We start from the raw sequence: 26017 nt of genomic DNA, 5'->3' as shown, positions 1-26017 counted from the left end.
ATCAGAATGCCTCAATTATTTCCTGTATATGAAGGCCGGATGACAGATCCGCCAGCTTCGGGGCTGCGTGGCCATATTTAATAAGGGCACACCAGTCGTCATGAAGGTGAATAAACGAATCAGACCAGAACGGAAGCTCCCGTGGTGGATCGGGTAAACGCTTTAGGCCGTCGAAGCCCACGGTTTCCGCGTCCGTCTCATTAAACAGGACCAGGAGCAGACTGTTTTCATGATGAGTTGAATATCTGATTTCACCCTTTTCAAACACGAGCTGCATATACAGCCCCAGATCCTGCCCTGTTTCCGATTTACTGGCATGAATTCTGAAATAAGCCCCTTTCTCTGAGCTGCCCATCACATAGCCGTTATCATCCACTTCAACCCGGCCATCTGATTTTGCACCCACGCGCGTACCCTTCACCGTCCTGATCCCATCAACCACAACTGGGCTTCCCCCTATAAAACAAAATAAATCAAGCAGATGACAGGATAAGTCGCCCAGTGCTCCGCTGCTTTTGCTCTGCCGTGCAGAGTCACGCCAGGTCAGGTGATGGCGGGTCAGTGCAGAATTTTTATTAAACTCTGCTGAGAAGAAATGCAGTTCACCTAAATCCCTCTCATTTCTCAGACGCATCATCGTGTCGATAACACGGTTATACCGGTAGTTAAAAGACACGATACTGCCTTGTGGGGCAATTTCCTGAAGATACTGTGCTGAGTTCAGATCCGTTGAGAGGGGCTTTTCACACACAAAAGGGAGCTGTTTGTAGCGAAGTACTTCCTCTGCCACGCTGACGTGGAGATGGTTTGGTGTGCAGATAACGAAACCCTCACTGACTCCGGCAAGCTGCTTCAGGTCCTGGCAGCATATCACCGGCACGGTGCTGATTTCGCTGAGCAGCCGCACGTTATCTGCACTCACATCGTACAGGGCCAGTCCGGTGACCAGCGGATTCAGACAAAGTGCACTGACATGGGCGCGGGCAATCCCCCCACAACCTACAATTCCGATGTTCATCCCTGTAGCTCCTTAAGTACGTTAAGTATCCCGTGGCAGTAAGCAGCGTTCAGGCTGCTGCCATACTGTCTGATCGCGAACGGGTCCGCATTCCCCACCAGATAGCCTTTTCCGGCCTGTGCAAACATGGCAAAATCATTCGCACTGTCACCAAAGGCAATAATGGCTTCTTTCGGCAGCGCGGTTTCCTCCATCAGAAAAGACACTGCCTGATCCTTACCACAACAGAGGGGGATAAATTCAACGTCATAACAGTCAGGGGGATCGCCAGCCGCCGGGTTACAGCGGGTAAAAACGACACGAATTCCTCGTTCGTCTGCCAGAGCCTGGATGGTGGCAAAATCGCCGGCCATCGAAGCTCCCTCAGGGTAGTAATAGCTCACTTTAAAGGGGCCCTGATAATCCTCCGGTTGTCTCTGCAGGGGCATCCCTTTTCCCATCAGGATCCTGGCCAGGCTGTTGACGTTCTGAAGGCTGTAGCCTGAACGGCGTATCCGCTCTGCCCAGGTTTCAGAGGGTCTAAGCCTGCCATTTTTGACCCAGTAAAATTCGGTGCCGAGACTGCAGCAGATAAAGTGAGGGCTTCGCGAAATATAGCCTCTGGATTTTCGCCAGGCCGAATCCAGATTTGTTCCTGTGATCCAGCCAGCGAGAATGCCCTTTTCTTCTGCATGGGATGTAATATAGGACTCCAGCAGTTCAACCCCTCCCAGTGCCTTTTTTTTGGTGTCCGAAGGAATATAAGTTTCATCAAGATCACAGCACACTATCGTGCGAATTACTGCCGGGAGCGGAAATTCAACCGGCCAGTCTTTATTTAAAATAGTCATGCAATACTCCGGTAATGATGTTCTGCTCCTGGAACGACATATGGTTATGCAGTGGCAGATGGAATAATGCAGAATGTATTCTTTCAGAAGCACTGAACTGCTCCCGACGGGAATATCCGGTAGCCAGCGGATGTTCTCCGCAATGTGAAAGGACGGGATAATAAATATCTAACTCCACACCCCTTTCACGCGCAAAGGCGAAGAGAGAATCACGCTCGCCCTGGCAGAGCAGAACCGGGAAAAGATGCCATGTATTCTGAAGGATATCTGACGGAAGTGTCATTTTATGTGACAGGTCTGCCAGTAACAGATGGTAACGGGCTGCAAGCAGGCAGCGTTTTCTGGCATTATTCTCAAAGTGGCGAAGTTTGACACTAAGCGTGGCAGCCTGCAGGTTATCCATACGGCTGTTTAATCCCCAGTCCTGAGCTTTAATATTCTTTTTACCTTCAGCAAATCCGTGATAAGAATATTGCCTCGCCAGACGTGCCAGCTCAGGAGAGCGGGTCAGTACTGCACCGGACTTACCAAAAGAACCAATATTCTTGAACGGATTAAAACTCAACGCCAGCAGATCACAGTGACCGATGAGTGACCTGATACCAAAGCACTGGGCTGCATCCACGATAACAGGAATGTCGGCTTTGCGGGCAATTCGGTGGATGGCATCAATATACATGCATGAGCCATAAAGACAGACCGGTAACACAGCCTTAGTTCTTGTGGTACTGAGGCGCTCCACTTCATCCGGAAGCATATTGAAAGAACTGTCGATATTAGCGAAGACTGGAACGGCCCCCACGGCCATCACTGCATTTTCCGTAGCAGCAAAGGAGTTCAGAGGAACAATGACCTCATCACCGGGTCCTACACCAACAGATTTAAGGGCTATTTTTAACGCGTCGGTGCCGCTACTGGTGGCAATACAGGTATGAGCACCATAAAATATTCTTAATGTTTCTTCTACTTCTCCGATATAGGGGCCACTGGTAAAACATCCGCTTTCAATCACAACTGAAATGATGTCCTTTGCTTCTGCCCGTTCAGAACGGGAGTTCAGCCTTGAAAGTGGCAAAAATGAGACTGAACCTGAATCATCATATTCACTTTCATTATTAATACTTTGGTATATATCTTTAAATCGTTCCTGCAGTTCATTTTCCGTTGATGCACTGAAAATCGTTTCATTCAAAACGCTGACATCTTCCATAAATACCTCCATTTAATGTCAGAGAAAATAAAACATAGAAAAACGATATTTTCGCGCCTGAATCACAAATAAGCGAAGATGATCACAATTATGTTACATAATTTATGGGGCTACTGACCGCCTTAGCAATATGCAGAAACTGTAGCCCGGGGCATCTGTTATAGTCAGCGTGGTGAGATCAGAAAGCGCTATCGTGAAAGTCAGGAAGATCAACTGGGTGCTCTGGGCCTGGTCACTAACGCAGTGGTACTGTGGAACACACTTTATATGCAGGAAGCCCTGAGCTGGATGCGCAGTAATGGAGAAGAAACCGGGGATGAAGATATCGCCCGGTTATCTCCACTGATGCACGGGCATATCAATATGCTGGGGCATTATACGTTCACGCTACCGGAGGATATTCTGAAGGGAGAAATGAGGACATTAAATTTCAATTTAAACAATGAATTATCTACTTAGCGTACGTTTTCGTTCCATTGGCCCTCAAACCCCAAAGAGAATTCCACGGTTGAAGCCCGGAATGAGATCCTCGCTTTCTTCAATGCCCCGAAAGTGCAATCTGCCATAAGCCAGGATGCGATGTATGAGCTGGGCTATGCAGCAGAACTGGCTCACAGCCTGCCGCCTTTTTTCAAGAATGACGGTTTCAAAGAGGAACAGGAGTTCCGGATGGTCATTTTGCCGGACAGTCCTTTTGATGGTGTCAATTTTCGTGTCAGTGATAACGGTCTGGTGCCATATATGATCATTGAAGCAAAAGATAAGCTGCCACTGAAAAGCATCAGAATTGGTCCTCGCAGTAACAGATCAATGATGATGGAGGGGATATCATTCCTGTTGCAGAACAAGGGGTATACCAGTACCCGGATTTCGTTTACTGAGACGCCGTTCCGGTAATCTCAACTGAGAAGTACAAACTATTCAAAAAACATACAATAATTTGCTTGCATAATAGTTTTTTAGTAGCTTATTTCTATCACACTTAGAGCAAAAGGAACCGTCACAATGAGTGAAAGTGGATTCGATGATGACGACTTAAGCCTCACTCTGGCCCGGTTCGCCGGTAAGCGGCGTAACATCGTTCATGATGAATCCAGGCTGAAGCGGAAAAAACCTGAGCCAATTTCATTATCCAGTGCAACCAATGCATGTGGAGCCGCCGTACTGGCTGGTGTAGCAAATATTTTGACTGTAACTCCCGAGCGCAGAAAACAGAATGAAGAATGGAGTGAACGCTGGGAAGAAGAAAGGGAAGAATGGAGTAATCGTGACAGGCAATGGTATGAAAACAATAGATGAACTGCACGTTTATAGCTCCGTGCAGTTCATCTTATAAGTCTTCCTATTTGAAGCTACCTTTTACAGCACCTCCAGCTGTATCTGTAACGGCCTTTTGGGCCCCTTTTCCCGCCTCTGCACCGGCCTTCTGAGGCAAAGAACCACCATTTTCTAACCCACTGGTTATTGCCGTTCCCAGATTAACACCAATCCAGCTAAGCATTCCTACCCAAAACGCGGGAAATACCAAGTACATCATCCCCAGAACTAGGTTCATAATCCACCCGTCAGCCGTTGAGCTAAAGAAAGCAGCGAAAGGCACTGAGCTGTTTGCAATCCCCTGCGCAGCCATATTGTCATAGAGGATGGTGATCAGTCTGTCATCAAGCCAGCCTGCTAACTCCCACCAGAATGTAATGAACTGAAGTGCGAACAACGCGAATGAGATAGTAAAAATGGTTTTAGGATCGTAGGCACTGAACATCAACAATGCCGGAATGACCGTGATTACCATCATCAACAATAATGCCTGAATCATTGGCAGTGCCTGTTTCAAAGCATCAAAACCAGGTAACGCTTCTGCCTGCTTCAGACCAAGACCAATATCGCTGATGCCTGCGCGCACGGGCACCTCTGGTTTTGCGCAGCAGCAGAAACGCGACGACAAATACGGCAGCCAGCAGAAGAAACACGGGTGTCATTGTGCTAACCCATCAGCCGTAATCAGCACAGGATAATGGGACAGTTTCAGTCGCTGAGCTAAATCCCCGCCACGAACGGGCACCATCTCTGTATCTGGCAGGAGCCTCCTCAGTGAGTCAAGAGCCCTTTCCGTCCTGACGTTCACCACCATTCCCGTGGCACCCATCCGTTTCAGTTCAGCACCACGCTGTTGTAACCACGCCCGGGACATCTCGTCATCACCGACCACAAAAACAGGCGGTAACCCCGGCAACTGCAGAGGACGTGAAGGCACAGTACCAGGGGTCATTTCAGGTGTAATGACGGGCAACATGTCAGAAATTGACAGTGATGAGGGGGCTTGCGGCAGAGACGATATATCAGGTGCGGGTGAATCAGGGCCTGCATTAATGGCATCAAAATACGGCCGGGTTGGTTTCCCGCCCAGATCGCCTACAACGGTCAGTGAAGCCAGGCAACTGAACGCAGCAGCAAAAAGAGATATACACATAACGGGTTTTAAATAACTGCCGTGATTTTTTTTCATTGTGGCTCTACCCAGGTTAATGAGTGGCTGGCCAGGACAACCGGCTCCCCGTCAGGGACCTTAATCTCCGGTGTGATCTGGTTTAACTTTCGGCGTACGATAGCCATATATTTCGCCGCGGGTTGTCCACCTGCGGGGTGGTGATAGCAACCAGCAGCGCTTATCCAGCTACCAGGCTTTGCGTCATAGCATGCCCGGAGGATACGGGCTGCTGCGCGCAGGTTTATATAAGGATCAAACGCATCATGAAACGACGGGAAAAAATGCCCGTTCCAGCCAAGATTGACCTGGGCCACACCAACATCGATGCGCTTGAGCGGATAGCGCTGCATAAACCCCAGCAGTGCCTCAAAGGCCTCTTCGCGGGTTTCATAATGATACCCTTTCCCGGCAACGTTAATTGTCCAGGGCCAGGGTCTGGCCCCCCAGGCGGTCTTACGAGTGGTTTCGGCCATCGCAAGAGAGTAAAGGGATTCAGCAGGCACACGCTCTGCTGCGGCAATTTCCCTGTATGCCGGAGGGATCGCCTGATTGCTGCTGTTAAATGTTGTGCCCGCCAGACAGCTGCTGCAGGCAAACCATAAACCACAGGCCAGTTTCAGAATGCGGCGATTTGCCATCCCTCTTCTCCCTGTTGCAGAACGACCGGCATCTGTCCCTGACCATAGCGTTGCCACAGACCACGATCATGATTAAGGGTGATTTGTCGGTTGCGCACTTTATCGACGGATATACCGTGGCTGATTGCCCAGGCCCGGATTTTGTCATCATTGCCGTCACTGCCGACGAGATAGATATCAACCGGCCGGTTGTCGGCAATAACAGCGGCAAGTCGTGCATCGCAGCGTGAACAGGATTCTTTGACAAACAACGCTAGCCGCCCCTGAGTGTCATGTGCGATACCCGCAGCATTCCCCATATTCACGGCCAGCGTTTCAGGATAAAGACGTAGCCAGGCAGTATTAATTTCACGCTGAAACGCGAGTTCCTTCTCAGCACGGGCGTATTCATGCTTAACCCACAGCTCCGCAAATCGGCGGCGTTCAGCGGAATTGTCCGTCTCGACGCCCAGCGTCGTCAGCGGATCAAGACCAGGCGACATGATGCCCCTCGCCCCTTTCATCAGCGACTGATAGCGACCCCAGTCAGCATCTGAAAGTCCCCATTGCTGAGCCTGTTGCTGTGTCTGAACCTGGTTTGTTGACGATGCCTGCAGAGAGGTTTGCTGGCTCTGGTTAGATGGCGTTGAGATAGTCGATGCCCCCACACACAACGGCAGGAACAACCCTCCTGCCATCATCATTTTTTTCATCTGATGCTTCATATGCCTGACCTCTTATTGAACCTGTAAACTCTGTTCAGCACCGTTTACGCTGAATACAGCTGAACCATTGTCCCGGATTGCCCGGAGCGTCCAGCCCAGCATCCCGTCGCCTGGAGAAAGCAACCGCATCGCGGAAATTTGCGTATTTCCGCGGGGAATAACGACGACAAACATCTGGCCACCACGACGCTCAATGCCGGTCAGTACAAACGGTGCTTCAACAGCGGCGCGCCTGACTGACCGCTCAGGCTTTTTTGCAGAGTTACCTGCTCCGGATTTAGCCGGTGCTTTACCCTTCGTAACCGGCTGCGTTGCCTGCTTCTGGCTATTCTGAGCGTTATGGTTTTCAGTCCTGAGCATCACGGCTACCCGTTCTTCCAGTTGAGAAAGTCGGGTACTGAGGGTATCAATTCGTTCCGAGTGACCGTCTATCGCTGTACGCTGTGCCTGTTCTTCAGAAGAAAAGTCATTCAGGGTTCTGGAAAATTTAGAAAGGTCGTCCTGATAGCTGGTCATCTGATTTGTGGCGGATAACAATCCGGATGAGAGCGACTCCAGTTGCCGGCCGTATTTCAGGCTTTTCACTTCAAGCGTTGAAACCGATCCGGACAACTGGCTCATCTGTCCGCTGCGGAACGCAGCATCCAGAGAGTTAACCCGGATGGTCAGGGAGGAGATCTGCCCTGCCATGACAACAATCGTGGTCACAGAACCGACGAGAGAAACGATAAGCAGTGCCAGACCTCCGGTCCGGGCGATTTTTTTGAGATTAAAGGGGGAACGCCGGCGAGAATCGGGTTCAACTGGCGCAACATCCTGGGGCGTTACACCCGGGCTTGCGGGTGCAACATCTTCCGGCATAATTTGACTGACTGACATTTCAAAAATCCTTATAGCTGCAGAACAGCCATAAGGTGCAAAAAACATCATTCTATGGCGATGATTAACTCATCAGCCAGAAACGAAAATTTCTCGTGATAATAGATTTAGCCGACAGGGCACAACTTACAGAGGAGCACCCTGCCCATATGAACAGGAGTGCTTATGATCACTTTTGAGTTTTTAATACGCATCGACACCAGGAACCGGGACTTCGCTGACGATGCTGGCGGTTAACGCCTCAGAGCCTGAAGGACTTCCAGGGCTGCGCTCATCTCGATCATGTCCATATATGTGCATTTGTTGGAATTTCTTGTACAATGTGTCATCAAAAAAAAGTGAACTTAAGCAATGACAATAACTTATGAATATTTGCTGTATTTCAGCATACTGATATGCACAGTGATGGTCATGTCTTATATACTCGGCATAAGTCCAGGTACACATAAATATAGTGCTCTTGATGGATTACGAGGTGTTTGTGCAGCTCTCGTTGCTATATTTCATTTATACTGGAGAGCCGGTGGAGTTCAAAATAATTACTGGTCCCTTGATTACATAATAAACTCTGAAGCCAAAAAATTCATATATCTCACAGGGGAGCTTTCGGTTGGGATTTTTTTCATGCTATCCGGTTTTCTTTTTTTCAGAAAAGCCCTTGCGGAATCTTTTGATTTCAAAGGATTCGCTGTCTCAAGGTTTATGAGAATTTATCCCCCAATTGTTGTAACTTTAGTGTTGATTTATTTATCAACATTTATCATGTATCCTGAAAGCGCCTCATATTCATTTGATTGGTTTAAATCGTCTTTACCATTCATTTTCGACCCCCCCACGGCTTTAATTAATGGACTATCCCTACAGATAGCTACATCAGGAGTTTTTTGGACACTTGTGTGGGAATTACGACTTTATTTTGCAATACCACTCCTGTACTTGCTCATGAAGAAAGTAAAGTACAAATCATTTTTCATTATTTTTTTAATGTGCTGCATTCTAACTTATAAAAGCTTCATATCAAAAGAACAATACCTAAGTTTTCTTATGTATTTTTTGGTTGGTTTTCTCATTGCCACAATAAAAACAGAAAAAAGAGTTCCGGATTTGTTGGCTATATTAATTCTGGCATTGGCATTATTTTTTACCAAACACGCCTATAATACAACAACACCACTTTACATGTTCTTCATTTTTTATACGATAAAATGTGGTTGCGACTACTTTGGGCTATTAACATCCAAACCATTTATGTTACTTGGAACATGTAGTTACTCTATCTATCTCATACATGGCATTACCCAAACCGTAGCAAAAAACTATCTTTATTCCAGTGGGAATTATTGTTGGCAAATAACTGCAATCATAGCTACTGGAATACTATCTCCTGTCATGTATAAATTTGTTGAAAACATAAGTATGAATTATAAAAAATATTTACCACAAACATCAACCCAGGCATGATCAAGCCCTCGCCCCTCTTTAGTGGGGCGAATTCGCTAATCCCCCACGCTCTGCATCAAACCTTTAACTCATTGTAAAAACAAGTTATCAAAAATTATCGACTCCTTTCGTACTTCCGAATACAGGATTGATTGACAGTCAGATACCAGCACCAGGAAGATTCAGGCAAGTAACAGATACAATCGAGCCCGTTTGCCAGCCATCCCAGGGGGTATTTGTGACATACCAGTTCGTGCCGTTATTATAAATTTTTTGTGTACCCCCCAGAGGTGCCCCCAGGAGATAAGTCCATGAGCAATAGGCATGAACCCCAATATACTGATCTCTCACGTTTTGTCCGATGTTGTATACCTGAGTATTGAACTTAACTTGCCCTGACTTCCACGCACCGGATTGACAGAAAAGTGCGCTGCCAGTTACGTCGCGGGCCTGAAGTCCGTTTTGAGGGCAGGCTGTGCCAGCTGTTTCCACTTTTTGATGAAGCGAATACTCTCCGACAGTGAGTCTTCCATCTGCCTGCAATGTCCCTCCACGGACCAGGCCTCCTGTATAAATATTCTTGTTATTCGCTGCTCTTACCCAGGCATTATCAGACATATAAAACCCACCCTGATAAGTTTCATTGAGCCACCCTTTATTGCCCCGGGTTATCATCCATCCGTTATTACTGCGGATATCATTATTGGCCGTCATTCCGCCATTCGCGGTTACATTACCGCTGGCCGCCACATTACCACCGGCAGTAACATTTCCGCTGAAATTACCGGTCTGCCCGTTCACCGCAGCAGCGTTATTGAGATTATTGCTCCCCATGTCGATACTGGTATGCATCCGGTTCAGATCGGGTTTACCCGTTACAGCAAAACGGTACAGTCGGTCTGAATCCTGGCGGGCCTCATTCAGGGCATCCGTTGTGAGCAACGTCGCGACATGTCCCGTCGTCGATGTGATGCCGAAAGCCGACAAAGGGAGTGTCCAGCTCTGATTAGCCCCCGTGACAGTTGTATTACTGCCCCAGATATACGCCCCCAGCCCCGTACTGATTGAGACCGAGATGTCACGAACGCCCATATACGGAAGCGAGGTTCCCCCCTGACTGACGATAAGCCCCTGCAACTGATCGGTGTTGGTTGCATTGCGGACGAGCGCAGCACGCAACTGCTGGCCAGAGGAAATGGTTTCGCTGAAACCCGGTTCAAGGAAACCGGTATTTTTCAGCATATCCGCAGTAACAATGACGGGTTTTGTCGTTGTCGCTGAACTCAGCAACGTATCGTAGTATTTGCCCGTATAGGCCCGAACGGCCTGAGTAAACCGTGTGACCTGCCTGGCGCTAACCTGCCAGTCCTGGCGGGCAAAGTATTCATCCCATCGCTGCACGCCCCAGATCACAACAGTAATCAGGATGACAAGCGCAGCGCCGGTTGACGCTATTGCCCATCCGCGATCCTTACGGGATGTTGGAATTTCAGTTTCTACAGTCATGGCTCACCACATTACAGGTTGATAAAGCGGAATCAGCATCGCGCCCAGCGCGCTGTATCCGAACCAGGGACCCGCAGGACCACCGGCACGACGGGAAAACATCAGCCAGATAAAAAAACCGCCTGCGCCTGCGGCCGTGACATACAACGCAGGCAACAGCCCCAGCCAGGCACCCAGCGCACCACCCAGCCAGACATCCCCCATCCCCAGCGTCTCCTGCCCCGCCAGACGGTAGCCAGCAAGCCGCCACATCATCAGGCAACTCCAGACCGTCAGGGCCGCGCCGGCATGACGTAACAGGGCTCCATCTGCGCCGGCGACGAGCAGCCCCGCCACCAGAAAGCTGAGTGTCATCTCTCTCGGCAAATAGCCGGTCAGCTGGTCGATGAGCGTCAGACGGAAAACAAAGACACAAAAAAGCAGTGCGGTACACGTTGGCCACAGTCCGGCCTCAGCAAGCCAGTACAGCGACATCACCCCCGTATGGGTAGCAATCCAGAACGTTTCCGTCACTGAGGCATGACGTTCATCATCTCCGCTCAGTCGTGCCAGCTCAGCACGTAATTCATCCCTGACCAGCAGCAGTAACACAAAAAAGAGAGGGGTTATCGCAGCAGTCACCAGGGTCTCTGTAGTCAACATGGACTTCACAACGCGATCCCCCTTCTCTCCCGAAGAAGGTTCACGTAAATCCTGTATATGCGATTCGCATAGGCTTCCCTTGTTTCATGCCGGTCCTGACGAAAACCCGCGTTATAGGAGCCAAGGCAGTTCCACGAAATACCACAAACCTGAAAATGACCGGCCAGAATCCATGTCCCAATCTGCACATTAAGGCATGGACGTGTGAGCAAATCCTGCGCGCTGTTGATAAAGCCTTTTTTAATCAGCCCCGGGATATGAATGGAATTAATCTGCATCAGGCCGTAATCCGTACTCACGACTTTCCCGGTTTTAGGGCTACGGTTAGCATGCGTAATACCTGGACGCTTACTGCTTTCCCCAATCGTTATGGCCTCAATAAGAAGCGGATCAACATGGTACTTCTGCCCGGCTGCGTCAAAGCAGAACGCCCTGACGCAGAAGGAAAAGGGAAGCAGCAGTAAGAAAACCAGTCGCCACATAACTTACTTACCCGTTAACCTGGAATTTCATTGTGTTGGTCCCTGCACTGCCACTGTTTTTCGTGCACTCCTTGCCCGCCTCTTCCGAGGTTACGGTCCCGTCAGGATGCTGGGTGCTGTTAATCGCAATCTCACTGAAAATGCCACCATTACCGAACTGCTGCGCCAGTGAAATGCAGTCCTTCATAGGCACGTTGTTCGTGGTAATGGAGAAGCCAGAATTCATCCCTGCGCCGCTCGATACCGGAGTAAGAACAACCTGACCACCCCAGGCATTCCAGAGGGTGGCCGTGCCGGAATCTGCATCACCCACGACACGCATATTGCCCGGGGCGAATCCGCGCTGAATAAAGTTACCGGTCATCGTGGTACCACTGGTAAAGTTATATCCCGTGCGCCCCCCCATGTAGCCCTTTGTTTTGGTCGCAATATCGGAGATATTGGATGCCTCCTGCCCGCCATTAAACAGAGCCCACAGCCCCCAGATAAGGCCAACCACAACAACAAGGCCAAGAATACCCAGAATACCGGAGCCACCCTGGTCTGCTGATCCCCACCCTCTGTCCGGTTCAGGTCCGACGCGCCCTGGTTTCCGGTTACGTAAAACGGTCAATAACTGAGACATAAAAATTTCCTTATGATTAATGCATTGGCATGCGGGACATTTCCTGGATCTCAAAGGCCATAGAGCCCATCAGACCAAAGAAGAGTAAAATGAGAAGCATGGACAGACCGCGGGCGGTGTTCGCGCGCCGTTTCACACGGGCAATAATTTCGTCAAGCGCGCGATCGGCGTAGCGACTGATGAGTAAGGACGCGCCGTCCCCTTTCCCCAGCAGGGAGAGATAGTTAGCTGACTGCCGGCTGGGGAAATTAAAGCCACTGTAACGCAGTGCACGCCCGAGAGAATTCCCCCGGTTGATACCGGCAATCGTTGCGTCAAGACGCTCACGCAGCCACGGGGACGCCGTTTTACGCAGGGTCTTCAGCACGTCAATTTCAGGGAGCCCGGCCTCGAGCAGGGCAGCGACGTTCATGAGAAATACAGCGCCCTGCAGATCGGAATAGAGAGACCAGGGCATAAAACGGTCAGCGAACTGACGGATCCGTCCGGTCCAGCGGGGAAGCGACCAGAGAACAACCGCAAGGAGTCCGGCGAAGGAAATCCCACATACAAGCCCCCACTGAGTGGTGAACTGTGCCATGCTGTTCATCACACCCAGCGCGCCGGACCATGTGGCCGGATCTGACATCTTACTGAGCGTTGGCACAATTTTTACTGTGTTAATCACCATCATGGCGCCGAACAGGACAACAAACAGCGCCGGGTAGGTGGATGCAAAAATCACCTGTTGCAGAATGCGGCCCCGCACATCAATCAGCCTTTCAGATTGCTCCAGTGCGACAGATAACGTCTTGCCTTTACGCCCGGCTCCCAGCAACGCGGCCTCTTCTGCCGGGATCCAGCGAGCCAGCGCATCCTGAAGCTGTTGCCCGGGGCGGTTGTCACGAAGCGCCTGCAGGCAGTCTTCGACCAGCTCCGAATAAGGGTGCCAGTGCAGGCCAAAATCGGTATACACGTCACCGATCATACGAAAGGCTTCAGCATCGGCCTTGTCGTTCTCCAGCAGGAAACGTAACACCTCATAAAATGGCTTACGGCGCTTCCCGGAGAAGGAATGACGTAAAAAATGATAACGGGCACGCTGAAAAATATTCATTGGCCGTGACGGCCGGAAACGGTTCTCAGACACTGGCCACCTCCATGGCAAGTAATTCATCTTCATCAAGAGGCACTTCGACATCCCCCATCAGTGGATCGACAAGCCCTTCATTCAGCCGGATCAGAAGATGAGTCCGGCGGCTGATACCGCCGTTATTAAGCCAGTACTGGCGTGCTGCTGCGGTTCCATGGGAGAGCCAGTGCGACATAAAACGCGCATCCGGGGGGATAATTTCTACAATTGCGGTCCGGCCGGTTATGCCCCGGCTTATCACACGGCCAGTAAGCTCAATGGTCCTGCGGCAGTGTTCACAACCTTCCGGGTTGTGAAAGCGCAGGTTCTCAGGGGTGCATACCCCGGGCTCGGTGCAATATTTTTCCAGGTAGGCGCGCGTTTCCGGTGGCAATTCAGGTGCCATCTGCGCCCAGGTCAGGCTGCAGTGAGGGCACAGGGTCGGCACGAGACGCTGGCTCACAAGCCCCCGCACCAGTTCCGCATCAGCGATCAGACGTCTGTCAGCCCCCATCACTTCCATTCGGGGTAACGCGCCCGCTGCACTGTTGCTGTGCACGGTATCGAACACAATGTGCCCCGCGTGTGCGGCATGAATGGCGGCGATGAGCGCGTTTATCTCCTGCATCTCACCCAGGAGGATCGCATCAGGGTCAGAGCGCACTACGGCGGCATTGCTCTTGTCCCAGTCACCATTAATGACAGGCGTCTGGATAGCACCGGCAATTCGGCCTTCAACAGGGTTTTCCACCGTAAGCAGACGTTTACGGTGCCGGGTACGCTCAAGCCACATATTGCTGAAAATACGAAGGGTGGTACTTTTACCGGAGCCGGTTGGCCCGGTGAGCAGAACTAGTCCGTTTGGAAAACGGATAATTTGTTTAGCAAGAACAATCTGCTCAGGCAGAAAACCCTGCACTTCAAGTGTCGGCACCCGATCGCTGTCATCAATGATGGTTCGCAGCGCAACGTAGATCCCATCGGCCGTTGTCATATGCTGGTAGCGCGCGCCAAACAATCCCGCAGCGCGCGCAAATTTCGCGTCGACACGTCCGGCCTGCATGTCGCTGTCGTTGAAGGCCGGAGGGATGCGGATGTCACACATCGACATAAACAGGGTCTGAATGAGCGAATCCCCCTCCTCACTCGTCAGTTCGTCAATCACTTCCAGCTCGCCATGAATACGCATCTCGATGCGTGTCAGGCCAATGCTGCGCATAACCGTAATATGGATATCTGACGATCCCAGTTGTTGGGCCAGTGCAAAATACCCCACCATACGTTTCTGCACATCACTCCATGCATCGTCGAATACTGTACTGACCAGCTGCGCCGACTGAGTGGGCAGGAATTTCTCACGGCGCGCCTTAAGCTCACCAAGCGAGACAAACTCAGGTATTGCATAAGGAAAACGCTTAGTCTGGTCCATCACCCAGCGCTGTATACGTACATCGGTGCGCCGGTTTTTATCGATGACCAGAGAGATCTGTCCGGCAGAATTATCAACCAGAACAAAATTCTCAATTTCTGCGTATTTCTTCATCACATCTTCCTCAGAATGTCAGGTCGCTTCCGTCGCTGAGGCGGACGCTCTCACCACTTATTAACGCCACGGTCCCCTTCATGCCCGGTATGACATCCCCTTTCTTAACTTCCGTTACCCCACCACCCGGCAGGGCGATACGCGCCCGCAGGGAGCCAGGTTTCCCGTAAATTTCCTGCAGGCGGATCCGTTCCGGAGCACGACTGACGGAAGAGGCCTCCGGAGTCTGAGGAGCTACCGCAACAGATGTCTGGGGATACCCGGCCGGAGCCCCTTCCGTCCAGTTTTTCGTCTCAGCGGGGGCTTGTGCCTGACGTAACTGTTGTTGCAGGCGCGCTGTCTGAACCTGCTGTTCAAGCACCATATTGCGCGCCTGGGCCAGCTCAAGCTCACCGCTTACAACGTTTTCAGGGATGACGCGATTGATGGTCATACTCTCATCGGCGTTTGCCTGACCCGTCATCATCAGCAGAGTCAGACCGCATGGCAAAAGCCAGCGAAGTGCATTATTTTTTTGCATAGAGGCTCCCACGAAGGGTGTAGTGATAAAGCCCCTGTGGGCTTACGGTGTAAGAAATGGAACTGATGCGTACCCCCCTGGCGTCCATACCCTCAAGCAACAGTTCGGGCATCAGTCCGGTTGAAAGCGTAAAGGTGTATTCCTGCCAGTCGGTTTTCGGCTGTTCGTTTTTAGTACCGGGCAGTGTTTCTGGCTGCTTCACCTCACTGAGCTGGACCGGGACAGTTTTACGCTGCATATGGGAGATGAAACTCTTCAGGCGTTCATTTGCCGGACGAAGTGGCTCATCCTGCAGTGAGTGCACGTCAGGAAAACCAAAAGGAATAAAGACATTTCCGTTCTTTCCGCCATCAACAAAATCAAACGTTGCCGGATGGCCGTACAGCTCAATGACACGTCGGTCAAAGTTATCGATGGTGCTGCCCTGGACAGCTTCGTAATGCAGACGAAGCCCCTGCTGTTGCTCATCACATTCGCCCACTGAAACACGCCATCCCACGATCGAAATCCGGGTCTGGCTCCGGGTAGCCCAGCACGCCTTCAGAAATGCCGGCACCGTGAAGCGTGTCGCCCACGGACCGGGGAGCTTTTCGGGTTGTACTGCCTCTTCAGGCTTGATGACTTTCACGACCTTCCGGCTCGCCTCGATAGCAGCATCCCGGGCGGCCTGCGAGGATTCATTCTGAATCCATGCGCCGGCCACCATCATGACCGCAGCAATGGCAATAACGGTCAGGGGTCTGCGCAGGGACGTTTCTTTCAGACGTGCGCGGGCCATATTCTGAGAAGACAGGCCCTCAACCAGCGTCTTCCAGCTGATATTCTGTTGATGATCCGCGACGCAACGCCAGCCTTCTTCCCCGGGATCGTTGAACGTCAGGAAATGGTTGCGGGCCGTACACACTTCCTGCAGTGTGCCGGTTACATCAGCCATCACTGTAAGCTGGTCGCGGACCGTGGCCAGAAAGACCCATTTGTTACTGTCATCATCAAGTCGGTAAAGACCATGACTGCTGCCGCCGACTGCACTCTGGAATACAGATGCCAGAGAATACAACTTAACCCCGCGACGGATTTTTCCGGGGCTGACCAGCCCCGTCACTCTGCCGGTCCCCTTGCCACTGGTTACCCAGTGAGTGTCCTGGAGACGCAGACGGTTAAGGAGGCCTGTTGCACCGGATTGCGTCCAGTGCATGCCGGCAACCCAGCCGGTGCGACCATTCAGTACCAGAACGCCAGCGGTACGCTCCCCCTGCTGTAACAGCTTTCTGCTTTTTCTGTAGATCATGGCATCAGCACCGGTGTGATAAGGATGACCAGCGTTGAACGTTTGGTGGCACCAGTCCGACCACCGCCTAAACCGAAGAAATCAGCAGATCCAGTCCCCTGTTTATCTGCAGAGTTAGAGACCTGATCGGCACCGGTGACCATGATGGTTTCTCCGGAACGCAAGTTGAATTTCTGGGTAATCGCTTCTTTGGAATAAACGGCCAAATCGTTACGGGTATTGCCGTCCGCGCTGATGAACTTCTCAATCTTCGGCGGTGTGTCATAACTGAATGCGAACTGCAGTTGCACGTCGCCATTATCCTGAATGGAAGGCACAGCCGTCATGAACAACCCTGTCGTGAGGGTCGTGGTGGTCATTGTCGAAGTAACCCCGACATTGGCCGTTGCCGTCGATGCGCTGCTGGTGATCATCCCCTGCTGGTTTGAAAGCTGATAGGGCACCGGCGTGAAATTCGTGGTCAGTCGGGTCTGGCGGGTCACAACACTGACATCACCCTGTTCGGACAGGGCTTTAACAATCAGATTGCTGCCTGCAAATTTGCCCGCCTTTCCGGTCGCTGTGTCAAGAACTGATACCCCCATCGACCCTGCACCGGTAGTCGCACCATTGAAAGTCCCTTTGACATTAATCCCGTAGTTACGAAGGGAGTTCGTGACAAGATCAAGGTCCATCCCGAGCTCGTGATTAACCGACTGAGTGACGGTTAAAATCTGGAAATTCAGCTGAACCTGACGGTTGAGAATTTTGTTTTCATATTCAACAAAACTTGCCACGCGATTATGCACTTCCGGTGTGTCAGTGACCGTCAGCGTGCCACTTGAAGAGGACAGGAAGAATCGCCCAACGTTCGGCGTAAGAATTTGCGCTATGGTTTTGCGTATATCATCAAAAATTTCACTGCTGAGGCCGTATGCTGTTTTTTGCTCAGTGCTGACTTCACCAGAGCTGGAAGAGCCATCACTGCCAAGTTGAGTACCTGAACCAGAATTAATCGAGGCAGAACTGTTGATTTTGGAGTTCATAAACGACAGCTGGTACATACGGGTATCAAAGCGATAGAAGAGAATTCCACCGTTTTCCATACGCCAGGAAACCCCGAACCGGCTTTCGGCTATATCAAGTAACCCCCTCAGTTGAGCATCCCATTTGATGCCCGCCATGGCACCGGCGCTCACAACAGGTGGCTGGTTACCGTTCTGACCGTTGATGGCATCAAGTGATACGCGTCCGTTATCATCCGGGGCTGGCAGGGAACCGGATACCTGTCGTGTTGCGGCATTACCGGAGCTGCCTGTCGACAATGACGCAAGTGCATCAGGCGTAAACGAGACCCTTATGCCACAGACAGAGGTAATGCGCTGCGCCAGTTCCGGAAGTGTCACACCATCAGGACGATTGATCAGAATAGGACAGTCAGGCACGTTTCTGTCATCAGATACCACAGACGAAAGCCCGATAGGTTTCAGGTCAACCCAGGGTTTTTCAGTCCAGCTCACCAGTTGCGGGGGACGGGCTGTTTTGCTGTCAAAAATTCGTGTTGCGGTATCACTTTCCGCGCGCGCCTGCTTTTCGATTTTATTAATTTCATGCCAGGCACAGCCAGAGAGCAGCATAATGGATATCGCTATTGCGGTTGCGCGTAAACGAGGCAGTAAGGATGTCATCCGGCCTTCCTTCAGTTGAGATAAACAATGTTTCCTTCCGACACCCCGGCCGGTAAGGAGAGATTCATATCGGAACCATCCGCCATGAGCAGATGGCCGCCTGTAACAGAAAGGACCAGCGCAGAGCCTGAGGAAAGACGGTTAAGCGCAGGCCGCAGACCAGGTTGTTCCGGTGTCCATACCCAGAGCCGGCCACCACTGATCGCAGCACGAATGCGGGTATCCGGCGCTGGTGAGAAGCTGAACAGTGAAAGACTCAGCCCACCCTCAGGAAGGCTGTGGCTGTATCGCCAGTCGTTGACCATGCTGGCTGTTCGCAACATATCGTCTGCCAGCAGCTCTGCCGCGGCATTTGCCTGCTGCGTCTGCTGTTCAGAGGTATCCACTGCGGTGATACTGTTCGTTACAAGCATCATCAGCATTGCGATTGCCACAATGGCGTAGCCCATGTCATTGCCCGCCCTGAAGCGGTTTATCGTTAACGTATACCAGGCACTGGAGACGGTTTGCTGACGCGTAAAGCGGTTTTTCTGCCGGGCGATACAGCTCAAACAGTTGCACCACAACGGATTCGAAATTACCCCGAAGGGTAAGAGGCGCCTCGATTCGATAATTCACAGAGGTTGGCCAGATAACGACCCATGTCGGGCTACTGCAGGTTGCGAAGTGCCGGTCAACAGTGAACCTGTGGCAGGAGGTTTCCCCGCCCCCTGGCTGACAGAGCGGCCCTGGGTGGAAACTGACGTTGCAGATGCAAGATGGCGGTATTCATCGCGAAGAACGAAACAGATCTCTCTGTTCAGATCATCAACCCGCATTCGCCAGGCCGGGCCAGCCAGAATCTGTAACGCATCACCAAGCTTAACGGGGCCAATTGAGCGCTGTACAGCGGGTAGCGGTTTGATGAACAGCTCCGAAAAGACACCAGGTTCGCCTGAACACAGCGAGTACCCTGATTCAAGCATGACATAGCGCATACCTTCCCCGATGGTATTCACCACCTGTGCCGGCATCCGGATATCGATAATCTGATTGAGAGGATCACGCTGCGCATCAACAGGCCGCGTACTGACCAGCGTGTAGCGATCGTAACGAACAACTTCAGGGGAACGGTTCTGATACAGATCCTGAACACGTGGCGAGCCCTGCAGCCTGCTAACAGGTTCAGAGCGAGAATTAAAATCGGTGCAACCGGCTGCAAGCACACAGAGCGTGATGGCCCCAAGCCGATGCCGTGTCTGCAGGTTTATTTTTACCATCAGGGTTCCCCAGAATTAGTCCGAAATAACCCGGATATTCTGGCGTTGATGGCGAATCGAACAATGAGAAACTATTTCTGCAAACTGAAGAAAAACGTCCTGCTGGCGATAGTAAAAGCTAAAGGTGGGGTATCAGCTTGCTTTTCATTGTGGTCACTTTCTTGTCCCTGTTTCTTGCAGAATGTATCTATAATTAAATCCGAACCATAACTGCAGAATAGAAAAAGCGCCGGGTAATCCGACGCATTTGTCTAAGGTTTAGAGATTGCCAGGCAACACATCATATTTTGTAGAATAACGTGTTGGCCGCAACTGGTGACTGCACAAAGCCAAAATATTCATAGAACGCTTTAGCCTGCTCATTAATTGCATGCACCATGATAGCCTTGATTCCGACCTGGTCTGCCAGACTCGAGACGCGTACCACTGCGTCATTCAGCAACCATTTTCCGTAGTTATGTCCCTGAGTACATACATCGACTGCAAGGCGGCCCAGCAAAACAACCGGTATTGGATCTGGCATATTCTGCCGCAGGCTACGCCCCAAATCGACATGACTCACTGAGCCAGTCGCGATGGAATAATACCCTACTACACGCATGGTACCTTCCAGGCAAATGACGAATGTGCGGGAAGCATTGAGATGCTGATTCTTCATCGCACGCCGACGAAGCCAGTCATCAAGTACCTCATTCCCGCAATCGAACGGCTCAAGAACATGCTGTTCTGTCAGTAAAACAGGCGCAGTGACATTTATTTCCATTCAGGCTTTGCATCCATCAGCCGCTGACGACCTTCAACATTCTGCACAGGTGCTTCCAGCTGCTTAATGAATTCCTGGTAACGGGCATCATCCAGGACGAACACGCGCTGATCCAGGATTATATTTTGGGCCTCGTGCACAGCCTTCTCAATGATGAAATCAGTACGATTTTTGTTAACCAGACCTGCAGCATAATCAATCACTGCACGTTCCTCATCAGTTGCCCGGATATTTATTTGCTTATCACGAACAGATTTACGGATAGTAGTTTGCATTCTTCCTCCACATGGTAACAATTTGCTATACACTCATAGTAACGCGATTGATAGCAAATTGCTATACATTGTCATTCTACAGAAAGAGGGAGAGGTATGTGACGGTGCTTTCCCTCTGCCTGCAGTTCAACAGAAGTGAAAAAAAGCGCCAGTCAATCTGGCGCATCTGTGGGATTGTTTCAGGAAATGGCGTAGATCGCTTTTCGGCAGATCCCATAACCGTGCCCAAGGAACGGTATGTCATCGTCAAAATCCATTGGAGGTTCATTAGCAGGATTACGTGGTGCAGCTGGCTGCTGAGACTGAGGCTGTTGAGGCTGCCCCCAACCTCCCTGAGCCTGACCAGACTGATGAGCATTCCCGGAACCGGCCTGGGTATTACGACCACCGAGCATCTGCATCGTCCCGTTTACACTAACCACAACCTCTGTTGTCCAGCGTTCAACCCCGCCATTGTCGGTCCATTTGCGGGTACGCAACTGGCCTTCAATATAGACCTGTGAACCTTTTTTCAGGTATTCACCGGCTACTTCGGCGAGCTTGCCAAACAACACAACACGGTGCCACTCAGTATTTTCCTTCATTTCACCGCTTTGTTTATCACGCCAGGACTCTGATGTTGCAATGCTCAACCCTGTTACTGCGGTGCTGTTTGGCAAATAACGCACTTCAGGGTCCTGACCGAGATGACCAACGAGAATAACTTTATTAATTCCGCGACTTGCCATGATGTAATCTCCTGTACCTAATCATATTCGCGCTGCGTCCATTCCCCTTTTTCAAGAGCAATGTCGGCCTGCTGACTGGTTTTGTAGTATTCGACTGACTCACGGGACACGGGCCCCAATTCGTTCGCGGTATCGATATAAAAACCGCGCTGACTGGACAGAACCTGGATGTGTAACTCAACCCCGGATTCTGCAGCTAATAAACCGAATGGATTTCCCATGTGAAAACTCCGTTACGTTATCGGGAAAGGTAAATCTCCCGAAAGAGATTTACCGGATGTGAGAAAAAAAGAATCAGAACGAGTTCGGATCGTAATCCTTCGGTGCTGCAGAACCTTCAACAGGGGTTTGAGAAGCGTTCGGTGCGGTGTAAACGACTTCCTGACCTTTCTTAATGAACTCAACCTTAATCAGTCGGGCTTTCAAAGAAGGTCTGGACTCGCCGGCATGCTCACCAGACTGGAGGGTGAACACATCAGCTTTAAGGCCGCTCAGTACAAAGCCCAGCAGGACTTTTTCTTCTTCATCGACGGCCTTCTGGCAGCGGTTGATGAGTTTTGTTGCATCAGGCCCCGCGACAGTGACATCAAAACGAGTGTAGGACGCGTTGTCAGTGGGACCAGTAAGGGCATTAATAACGGCACAGGTAAATTCACCATTTGGTCCCTGAACACGACGAATCGAACTCAGGTAGCCAATACCGCTGACATTGAGGTTGAAAAACTCTTTTTTCTGAGCTGCAGAAGAAGAGTTGCTGGAAGAGGATGCAGTAGAATTGTTGGTTGCAGTCATAATGTTATCTCCGGAGTGAAAACTAAACAGGTAGCGGAGAAACATCGATCCCATGCGGGATGTGTTTCCCGCAGGGAAGTCAGCAGATATGTGCCGACTGGCTGTATTTGTGAAATGGACCTCAACTCGCAGGGAGTACCTGTTCTCAGAGGTTAACAGGTTTAACAAAACCACCCGAAGGCGCCACTCTCAGGTTTGCGTGGCATTGGCATGTGATTACCCGAAGGCGCCTGTCTCAAATCACTCAGGCATTGGCAGTTGTCGATGACAACGATTAGCCTCTCTATCATTTATTCAGACGCAGCGGATGTCAACGCCGCTTCGCGTAAAAATTCATCTATGCAAAAAAATAATAAAGCGGCACCTTTCGGCACCGCCTGTGAGGTCTGCACCACAGACCTGAGGTTGAGCTGCAACGCAGTTGCTCCGCTGGCTGAAAGGGCCCGGCACGGTCTCACGGAGTTTTGTGCCTTCATGGCTCACGTTCAGGTGTGGACGTGGCCATACAGACTGTATCCTGCAAACACTGCATTAGGTGCTACAGGACCCGCAGTCACGGGGTGTGGCTTCAGAGCCGGGGTCACAATACCAAAGGCACCCTGCCCCCGCAATCAGAGACAGGGAATTAATTATTCTTTGGTTTTACCGACTTAGTCTTTCGGGATCGCCTCGGTTTATTACCACTACCAGTGTTAATGACGCCTTTGCAATCTGGATAACGCCGACAACTCCAGAACTCGCCCTTCTCCCCTTTACGTAATCGAGTTTTGCCGCCGCACAGCGGGCAGGCAGGAACAGGCGGCACACGGATTCGGACTTGCTGCGCCAACCCCTGGGAGACAAGATTATGCGTCCAGACAGCCTGCCGGCACATAAAATCGTCCAGAGACATACGTCCGCCAGCAACCTCATCGAGCGCCTGCTCCCAGAGCGCGGTCATACCAGGATCTGTCAGTTGCGGTGGGAGGGCATCAATAACATCAGTCCCAAGTTCAGTCGCCATAAGCTTACTGCCTTTGCGCACGATGAAACGCCGGTTCAGCAACTGCTCAATGATACCCGCCCGGGTCGCTTCTGTACCCAAACCCGCATTGTCTTTAAGTACCTTACGCAGTGCGAGATCGGTAACAAACGTGGAAGCGTTCATCATGGCACCAATCAGCGTGGCAAACGTATATTGTGCCGGCGGACGGGTCATCAGCTGTGTCACCTCAGCGCCGCTCACCGCGCAACGATCATTCGGCGCCAGCGGAGGCAGAGCAACGCCTGCCTCATCGTCTTCCTGAGCATCATCGTCACCCGCTTTCTCAAACAGTATCTTCCAGCCCTTTACCACTTCCGTCCGTCCGGTTGTACGGAACAACTGCCCGCCAATGTCGAACTGTAATCGGGTAATGTCGGACTCATGCAATGACAGGAACCAGTTGGCCAATAAACTCATCGCGAAATGTTTCAAAGGCATAACTGTCTGGATCATCAAAACCCCGACAACAGTCTTCGAAGACCTGTTCAAAAGAAAGTTGTGGCGATGATTCATGTGCAAACTGCGCCCAGACTTTACCTGCCTGAGATCGGACACGTAGTAATGGCAGTACCTGGAGACGGGCAAGGCCACTCTCAAGCAATGTAGGGAAACAAGGCCACAAATATTTAATTGTGTCTTCCATCCTGCTAATAGAGGAGTTATCAATCGGATAGCCCTCCGCATTTAACAGTTCCGACAGTTCTCTCAGAGTAACAGCGCGCCCCAGTTGCTCTTCCTGAATTGCTCTGGCGTTGTGAATACCGAAAGCTTTATCGATATAAGTAAGATCTCCCCTGACTTCATTTTCAGCCAGATGACCAACGAGACATTTAAGTCGTCCTGGCCAGGGCTTGAAGATAGTGTGAACGCGGTAGAAACGTTCATCACCGGTTTCCTGCCACAGCTCGCAGAGAATCTGATAACGGGTATTGCCTCCGTCACTGAAGATATAAACATCATCTCCGTCCGGGTCGCGGGTCACTTTTGGAATGGAATCCAGCCCCCGGGCACGAACCGACGCTTTAATTTCCTCAAAACGTGGATTGCGCCCTTTGCGAGGGTTATCAGGATTCGGGCGTAACTGATCAAGTGTCAGTACCATTGCCATTTCACTGACTGGCTGGACAACAGCGGGAGAAAGCTCAGCAGCCTGAACCGGCGATTTGCCACGCTGCAACATGGCTGCACCGAGATTCAGGTTATGGATATTGCTCATGCGCCCCTCCCGGTCTGCCCCGTTAAATCAGAAAAACGGGTGTAACGACCTTCATACTGCAGGCGGATCGTGCCCGTGGGCCCCTGACGCTGTTTGCTGATAATGATTTCAGCAACGCCCTTATCGTCAGTGTTTTCGTGGTAAACCTCATCACGATAGATAAAGACGATAACGTCAGCATCCTGCTCCAGCGCACCGGAATCCCGCAAATCGCCGTTGTTGGGACGTTTATCTGCGCGGCTTTCCAGCTGGCGGTTCAGCTGAGACAGCGCCACCACCGGGCACTTCATCTCTTTGGCCAGCGCTTTCAGTGACCGGGAGATCTCCGCAATTTCCTGCGTCCGGTTTTCCTGATCCGGGCAACGCATCAGTTGCAGATAATCCAGTCCGATAATCGATGGATGGCCATAGCGGCGCGCATTACGTCTGGCTCGGACACGCAGCATCGCTGGAGTCAGAGAACCCGTGTCGTCAATAATAAGCCGGTCATTAAGCTCACCGCTCATTAATGCGCAGGCACCTGACACACGAGCCCAGTCCTCATCATCCATCAGCCCACTTTTAAGATGGGTAAGATCGACGCTTCCAAGTGATGCAAACATGCGCATCAAAATCTGCTCTGTCGGTTGTTCCAGACTGTAAAACTGACAAAGTGAGTCTGCTTTTTTCATCAAAGCATTGAGTAGCAGACTGATAAGCAGAGCCGTTTTCCCCATAGAGGGGCGGGCAGCAATAAGCACCAGGTCGCCCGCCTGGAGACCACTGGTCATGGCGTCGAAATCTTCAAATCCGGTGGGGGTCCCGGTAATACCATCAGGTACGTTACAGCGGCGCTCCAGCTCAGTAAGGAGCTTTTCCATACCTTCTATCAACGTAACGGCCTGCTCCGGTTCAGCGCGCTCAGCCAGACGGGTAATATCCCTCTCAGCTTTCTCCATGATGCGAGTGATATCGTTGCCAGGCTGACGGACTTCATGAGTAATATCAGCCCCAATTCTGGCCAGCTGTCGGGCCCGGCTGTAGCGGGCCACAATTTCGCAATACGCCATGATATTGGCAGCACTGGGGATGTTTTTTGAGATTTCCGCCAGATAGGCAAAGCCACCCAGTTGCTCCAGCTTTCCCTGATTTTCAATACTTTCGCTGATGGTAATCAAATCCAGCGGGCGTCCGGCGTTAACCAGACGAACCATCTCCTGGTAGATGACGCGGTGTGGCCGGGAGTAAAAATCTTCCGCGCAGATAAGCATGGCGACTTCATCCCAGCGATCGTTATCCAGCATCAGGCCGCCGAGTACACACTGCTCGGCATCGAGAGAAGCCAGGCCTTCAAGAGCTTTTTTAAGTTCAGACATAAGCCGCCTCCATT

Annotated in this window: 29 protein-coding genes and 3 pseudogenes; 4 read left to right on the top strand and 28 right to left on the bottom strand. The window is 51.1% G+C overall.

What is annotated here, in order from left to right:
- Position 1: 1 nt before the first annotated feature.
- Genes WM46_RS22330 through WM46_RS22320 form a run of 3 tightly spaced genes read right to left on the bottom strand, consistent with a single transcriptional unit; the run spans position 2 to position 3058 of the window.
- A complete protein-coding gene (locus WM46_RS22330; protein ID WP_102603369.1) occupies positions 2 to 1018 on the bottom strand; it encodes a Gfo/Idh/MocA family protein in 1017 nt (338 codons plus the stop codon).
- A complete protein-coding gene (locus WM46_RS22325; RefSeq protein ID WP_102603368.1) occupies positions 1015 to 1848 on the bottom strand; it encodes an HAD-IIB family hydrolase in 834 nt (277 codons plus the stop codon). Before WM46_RS22325 ends, WM46_RS22330 begins: the two co-directional genes overlap by 4 nt.
- On the bottom strand, positions 1832 to 3058 hold the full coding sequence (locus WM46_RS22320; RefSeq protein ID WP_262360413.1) for a DegT/DnrJ/EryC1/StrS family aminotransferase: 1227 nt from the start codon (positions 3056 to 3058) through the stop codon (positions 1832 to 1834). Before WM46_RS22320 ends, WM46_RS22325 begins: the two co-directional genes overlap by 17 nt.
- 141 nt (positions 3059 to 3199) lie before the next feature.
- Between WM46_RS22320 and WM46_RS22315 the strand changes: the two are divergent.
- From WM46_RS22315 to WM46_RS22305, 3 genes and pseudogenes are all read left to right on the top strand, one after another.
- Positions 3200 to 3517: pseudogene (locus tag WM46_RS22315) on the top strand (Tn3 family transposase); the annotation flags it as partial.
- Between the two features lie 120 nt (positions 3518 to 3637).
- On the top strand, positions 3638 to 3955 hold the full coding sequence (locus tag WM46_RS22310) for a hypothetical protein (protein WP_262360412.1): 318 nt from the start codon (positions 3638 to 3640) through the stop codon (positions 3953 to 3955).
- Between the two features lie 108 nt (positions 3956 to 4063).
- Positions 4064 to 4357 carry a hypothetical protein gene (locus WM46_RS22305; RefSeq protein ID WP_102603366.1) on the top strand — a complete coding sequence of 98 codons (294 nt, stop codon included), beginning with the start codon at positions 4064 to 4066 and terminating at the stop codon, positions 4355 to 4357.
- Positions 4358 to 4400: 43 nt separating this feature from the next.
- Here WM46_RS22305 and WM46_RS22300 read toward each other — a convergent pair.
- The 5 genes and pseudogenes from WM46_RS22300 to WM46_RS22280 form a co-directional block, all read right to left on the bottom strand.
- Positions 4401 to 4946, bottom strand: a pseudogene (locus tag WM46_RS22300) (conjugal transfer protein TraG N-terminal domain-containing protein); the annotation flags it as partial.
- 87 nt (positions 4947 to 5033) lie between these two features.
- On the bottom strand, positions 5034 to 5564 hold the full coding sequence (locus WM46_RS22295; RefSeq protein WP_102603365.1) for an integrating conjugative element protein: 531 nt from the start codon (positions 5562 to 5564) through the stop codon (positions 5034 to 5036).
- On the bottom strand, positions 5561 to 6184 hold the full coding sequence (locus WM46_RS22290) for a lytic transglycosylase domain-containing protein (RefSeq protein WP_102603364.1): 624 nt from the start codon (positions 6182 to 6184) through the stop codon (positions 5561 to 5563). The genes WM46_RS22295 and WM46_RS22290 overlap by 4 nt, the downstream gene beginning before the upstream one ends.
- On the bottom strand, positions 6163 to 6876 hold the full coding sequence (locus tag WM46_RS22285; RefSeq protein WP_102603878.1) for a TIGR03759 family integrating conjugative element protein: 714 nt from the start codon (positions 6874 to 6876) through the stop codon (positions 6163 to 6165). The genes WM46_RS22290 and WM46_RS22285 overlap by 22 nt, the downstream gene beginning before the upstream one ends.
- A gap of 24 nt (positions 6877 to 6900) precedes the next feature.
- Entirely contained in the window at positions 6901 to 7818 is a 918-nt protein-coding gene (locus tag WM46_RS22280) for a plasmid transfer protein (protein ID WP_187394415.1), read from the bottom strand.
- A gap of 360 nt (positions 7819 to 8178) precedes the next feature.
- Here WM46_RS22280 and WM46_RS22275 point away from each other — a divergent pair, with 360 nt between their 5' ends.
- A complete protein-coding gene (locus WM46_RS22275; protein WP_187394414.1) occupies positions 8179 to 9228 on the top strand; it encodes an acyltransferase family protein in 1050 nt (349 codons plus the stop codon).
- A gap of 138 nt (positions 9229 to 9366) precedes the next feature.
- Here the strand turns inward: WM46_RS22275 and pilV are convergent, their stop codons facing one another.
- The 20 genes and pseudogenes from pilV to dnaB-PI all read right to left on the bottom strand — a co-directional run bounded on the left by pilV (position 9367) and on the right by dnaB-PI (position 26003).
- Positions 9367 to 10713 (bottom strand): shufflon system plasmid conjugative transfer pilus tip adhesin PilV, encoded by a 1347-nt coding sequence (gene pilV / locus WM46_RS22270; protein ID WP_102603361.1) that lies wholly within the window; start codon positions 10711 to 10713, stop codon positions 9367 to 9369.
- A gap of 3 nt (positions 10714 to 10716) precedes the next feature.
- Positions 10717 to 11355 carry an A24 family peptidase gene (locus WM46_RS22265; protein WP_102603360.1) on the bottom strand — a complete coding sequence of 213 codons (639 nt, stop codon included), beginning with the start codon at positions 11353 to 11355 and terminating at the stop codon, positions 10717 to 10719.
- A gap of 5 nt (positions 11356 to 11360) precedes the next feature.
- The gene (locus WM46_RS22260) at positions 11361 to 11837 is read right to left on the bottom strand and encodes a lytic transglycosylase domain-containing protein (protein WP_102603359.1); all 477 of its coding nucleotides are present in this window, start codon (positions 11835 to 11837) and stop codon (positions 11361 to 11363) included.
- A gap of 7 nt (positions 11838 to 11844) precedes the next feature.
- Positions 11845 to 12462: a type 4 pilus major pilin gene (locus WM46_RS22255; RefSeq protein WP_102603358.1), complete on the bottom strand. Its 618-nt coding sequence runs from the start codon at positions 12460 to 12462 to the stop codon at positions 11845 to 11847.
- A 16-nt stretch (positions 12463 to 12478) separates the two neighbouring features.
- Positions 12479 to 13591, bottom strand: a complete 1113-nt coding sequence (locus WM46_RS22250) for a type II secretion system F family protein (RefSeq protein WP_262360411.1) — start codon at positions 13589 to 13591, stop codon at positions 12479 to 12481.
- Entirely contained in the window at positions 13584 to 15116 is a 1533-nt protein-coding gene (locus WM46_RS22245) for a GspE/PulE family protein (RefSeq protein WP_102603357.1), read from the bottom strand. The genes WM46_RS22250 and WM46_RS22245 overlap by 8 nt, the downstream gene beginning before the upstream one ends.
- A gap of 10 nt (positions 15117 to 15126) precedes the next feature.
- A complete protein-coding gene (gene pilP, locus WM46_RS22240) occupies positions 15127 to 15636 on the bottom strand; it encodes a type IV pilus biogenesis protein PilP (protein WP_102603356.1) in 510 nt (169 codons plus the stop codon).
- The gene (pilO2, locus tag WM46_RS22235; RefSeq protein ID WP_102603355.1) at positions 15623 to 16924 is read right to left on the bottom strand and encodes a type 4b pilus protein PilO2; all 1302 of its coding nucleotides are present in this window, start codon (positions 16922 to 16924) and stop codon (positions 15623 to 15625) included. Before pilO2 ends, pilP begins: the two co-directional genes overlap by 14 nt.
- A complete protein-coding gene (locus WM46_RS22230) occupies positions 16921 to 18591 on the bottom strand; it encodes a PilN family type IVB pilus formation outer membrane protein (RefSeq protein ID WP_102603354.1) in 1671 nt (556 codons plus the stop codon). The genes pilO2 and WM46_RS22230 overlap by 4 nt, the downstream gene beginning before the upstream one ends.
- 11 nt (positions 18592 to 18602) lie before the next feature.
- The gene (pilM, locus tag WM46_RS22225) at positions 18603 to 19004 is read right to left on the bottom strand and encodes a type IV pilus biogenesis protein PilM (RefSeq protein ID WP_410374633.1); all 402 of its coding nucleotides are present in this window, start codon (positions 19002 to 19004) and stop codon (positions 18603 to 18605) included.
- A gap of 37 nt (positions 19005 to 19041) precedes the next feature.
- Positions 19042 to 19209: a TcpQ domain-containing protein gene (locus WM46_RS26905; RefSeq protein ID WP_410374617.1), complete on the bottom strand. Its 168-nt coding sequence runs from the start codon at positions 19207 to 19209 to the stop codon at positions 19042 to 19044.
- Positions 19206 to 19850, bottom strand: coding sequence for a PilL N-terminal domain-containing protein (locus tag WM46_RS22220; protein ID WP_410374616.1), 645 nt, complete (start codon positions 19848 to 19850; stop codon positions 19206 to 19208). The genes WM46_RS26905 and WM46_RS22220 overlap by 4 nt, the downstream gene beginning before the upstream one ends.
- A 280-nt stretch (positions 19851 to 20130) precedes the next feature.
- Positions 20131 to 20613 (bottom strand): GNAT family N-acetyltransferase, encoded by a 483-nt coding sequence (locus WM46_RS22215; RefSeq protein ID WP_102603352.1) that lies wholly within the window; start codon positions 20611 to 20613, stop codon positions 20131 to 20133.
- Positions 20604 to 20888 carry a DUF1778 domain-containing protein gene (locus tag WM46_RS22210; RefSeq protein ID WP_102603351.1) on the bottom strand — a complete coding sequence of 95 codons (285 nt, stop codon included), beginning with the start codon at positions 20886 to 20888 and terminating at the stop codon, positions 20604 to 20606. Before WM46_RS22210 ends, WM46_RS22215 begins: the two co-directional genes overlap by 10 nt.
- Positions 20889 to 21067: 179 nt before the next feature.
- Complete coding sequence (locus tag WM46_RS22205; protein WP_102603350.1) at positions 21068 to 21616, bottom strand: single-stranded DNA-binding protein; 549 nt, start codon at positions 21614 to 21616, stop codon at positions 21068 to 21070.
- Between the two features lie 17 nt (positions 21617 to 21633).
- Positions 21634 to 21837 carry a hypothetical protein gene (locus WM46_RS22200; protein ID WP_102603349.1) on the bottom strand — a complete coding sequence of 68 codons (204 nt, stop codon included), beginning with the start codon at positions 21835 to 21837 and terminating at the stop codon, positions 21634 to 21636.
- A gap of 73 nt (positions 21838 to 21910) precedes the next feature.
- Positions 21911 to 22408 (bottom strand): STY4534 family ICE replication protein, encoded by a 498-nt coding sequence (locus WM46_RS22195; RefSeq protein WP_102603876.1) that lies wholly within the window; start codon positions 22406 to 22408, stop codon positions 21911 to 21913.
- Positions 22409 to 23033: 625 nt separating this feature from the next.
- Positions 23034 to 23849 carry a DNA topoisomerase gene (locus WM46_RS22190; protein ID WP_262360507.1) on the bottom strand — a complete coding sequence of 272 codons (816 nt, stop codon included), beginning with the start codon at positions 23847 to 23849 and terminating at the stop codon, positions 23034 to 23036.
- Positions 23818 to 24648, bottom strand: a pseudogene (locus WM46_RS22185) (ParB family protein); the annotation flags it as partial. The pseudogene WM46_RS22185 and the gene WM46_RS22190, both read right to left, overlap by 32 nt.
- Positions 24645 to 26003 (bottom strand): SPI-7-type island replicative DNA helicase, encoded by a 1359-nt coding sequence (gene dnaB-PI, locus WM46_RS22180; protein WP_102603348.1) that lies wholly within the window; start codon positions 26001 to 26003, stop codon positions 24645 to 24647. The pseudogene WM46_RS22185 and the gene dnaB-PI, both read right to left, overlap by 4 nt.
- Between the last annotated feature and the right edge of the window lie 14 nt (positions 26004 to 26017).

It is taken from the genome of Citrobacter freundii complex sp. CFNIH2, assembly GCF_002880615.1.
In the GTDB taxonomy this organism is placed as follows: Bacteria; Pseudomonadota; Gammaproteobacteria; order Enterobacterales; family Enterobacteriaceae; genus Citrobacter_A; species Citrobacter_A amalonaticus_F.
Note: the sequence above shows the minus strand (reverse complement) of the source record. Positions and strands in the feature narration are given on the sequence as shown.